Genomic DNA, 1,995 nt, shown 5'->3' with positions numbered 1-1,995 from the left:
GCAAAAAACATTACTGAAACTAACCGCACTTTGTCTAGCAAGTCTGTTGATGAGCAGCTGCAGTCAAAAGGTTATTTCCGTGAAGACTAGCGGATGTTCAGCATTCGGTCTTATTTATCCAAGCCGTAAAGATACAGAAGAAACCAAACGGCAGGTGCTTAATCATAACTTGACTTATGAAAAAATCTGCCAAAAAAAGGAACCTAAATAATGCTAGAAACACTGGAATTTATCCAACGCCATTGGGCAATCGTTGTGGCGATTGGCGGGGCTGTGTGGACTTATTTTTGGTTGACAATGGACAGCAAATACGCGCGCAAAACCGATGTGTCAGACTTGCGCAAGGCGATTGAAAACAACGAAAAAAGCCTATCGGAAGTCAAAGGCGAATTAAGACATCTGCCAACGTCAAAAGAAGTTGCCGATTTGCGTTTATTAATGACGGAAATGAAAGGCAAAACCGACGTATTAAATACCAACATTGGCAGCCTTAACCATCAAGTGAAGTTGTTAATTGAAAAAGAGGTAAATAAAGAATGATGCGCCAAGATATTTTCACCAAAGACCAGCGTTTGGTTATTCTGCGCTCGCTTGAAGAGTGTGGTTATGATGCCAATGAAAGCATTTTAAATGATTGCTTAGATATGTATGGCCACGATATTAGCCGAGACTTAGTGCGAAACCACCTGTTATGGCTTGAAGAGCAAGGCTTAATTACGCTGGCACGTTTAAACAACAATGGCAAAGATTTCTTCGTGGCTACTATCACACAGCGTGGGTTGGATGTGGCACAAGGTCGCGCTTTCGTGGACGGCGTAAAAAAGCCAAGTCCAAAGATTTAAACCCAATTTAAAGGAGGTTTAAATGACCGATAAAAATACACGCGGCCGTGCAAGCAAAGTGGACTTACTTCCACCTAATATCAAAACCCAACTGGCAATGATGTTGCGGGACAAACACCTTTCACAAGCGCAAATCCTTGAAGAAATCAACGACCTGATCCGTGATTGCGGGTTAGATGACAGCTATCAATTAAGCCGCACAGGCCTTAACCGTTACGCCAGTCGCATGGAACAAATGGCAAGCAAAATTCGCAACGCGCGTGAAGTTGCCGAAATTTGGACGAAACAATTCGGTGAAGCGCCGCAGAGCGACATTGGCAAGCTATTGATGGAAATTGTTAAGAACCTGGCGTTTGAAACGTCCATCGGTATGAGTGAAAACGGCCAGGCAGAACCAAAAGACCTTGCGTTATTATCGTCCGCCATTCAACGCTTAGAACAGGCTGAAAGTTTAAGTTTTAAACGTGAGCAAGCAATACGCCAGGAAACTATTAAGCGTGCCGCAGAAGCCGTAGAAGAAGTTGGGAAAGAACAAGGCGTGAGTCTTGAAGATGTGCAAAAAATGGTAAAAGCAGTTTATGGCATCGAATAAAACCGTTCTCTATAACTATCAAAAAAACTGGCTAAATGATAAAAGCCGGTTCAAGGTGGCTATGTTTGCTCGTCAGACGGGCAAAACCTTTACGACCACCTTTGAAATTGTGATGGATTGTTTAGCGGCAGAAGCTAAGGGTGAACGCACTCGCTGGGTTATTTTATCTCGCGGGGAACGCCAGGCAAAAGAAGCGATGAACGAGGGGGTAAAACGCCACCTTGAAGCGTTAGGCATGGTTTGTGAAGTATTGGAAGTGCCTTTTAATTCAACAATCAACGCGCTCGAAGTTGTTTTTCCCGGTGGCTCAAAAATCACCGCGCTCCCCGCCAACCCTGATACTGCCCGTGGTTTCTCAGCGAATGTATTCCTAGATGAGTTTGCCTTCCATGCGGATAGCCGCGAGATTTGGAAAGCATTATTCCCGGTAATCTCTGCCGGATGGAAATTGCGCGTGGTATCAACCCCAAACGGCAAGGGAAATAAGTTTTACGAATTAATGACCGATGTCAATAACACTGAATGGTCTCGCCACACAGTTGATATTTACCAGGCGGTCGC

The 1,995-nt window shown here is 44.5% G+C and carries 5 protein-coding genes; all 5 read left to right on the top strand.

The annotated features are described in order from the left end of the window. On the top strand, positions 1–211 hold a 211-nt coding region (locus DPV85_RS10020), incomplete at its 5' end, for a hypothetical protein (protein WP_243584694.1). Further along, complete coding sequence (locus DPV85_RS09820) at positions 211–540, top strand: DUF2730 family protein (protein WP_048750455.1); 330 nt, start codon at positions 211–213, stop codon at positions 538–540. The genes DPV85_RS10020 and DPV85_RS09820, both read left to right, overlap by 1 nt. Next, complete coding sequence (locus tag DPV85_RS09815) at positions 540–842, top strand: VpaChn25_0724 family phage protein (RefSeq protein WP_371447746.1); 303 nt, start codon at positions 540–542, stop codon at positions 840–842. Before DPV85_RS09820 ends, DPV85_RS09815 begins: the two co-directional genes overlap by 1 nt. A 22-nt stretch (positions 843–864) precedes the next feature. Beyond that, positions 865–1,434 carry a DUF3486 family protein gene (locus tag DPV85_RS09810; protein ID WP_049370702.1) on the top strand — a complete coding sequence of 190 codons (570 nt, stop codon included), beginning with the start codon at positions 865–867 and terminating at the stop codon, positions 1,432–1,434. A gap of 61 nt (positions 1,435–1,495) precedes the next feature. After that, on the top strand, positions 1,496–1,995 hold a 500-nt coding region (locus DPV85_RS09805; protein ID WP_243584693.1), incomplete at its 3' end, for a terminase large subunit domain-containing protein.

The sequence above is a fragment of the Haemophilus parainfluenzae genome (assembly GCF_003252725.1).
Classification (GTDB): domain Bacteria; phylum Pseudomonadota; class Gammaproteobacteria; order Enterobacterales; family Pasteurellaceae; genus Haemophilus_D; species Haemophilus_D parainfluenzae_L.
This window is presented reverse-complemented; position numbering and strand designations above follow the sequence as displayed.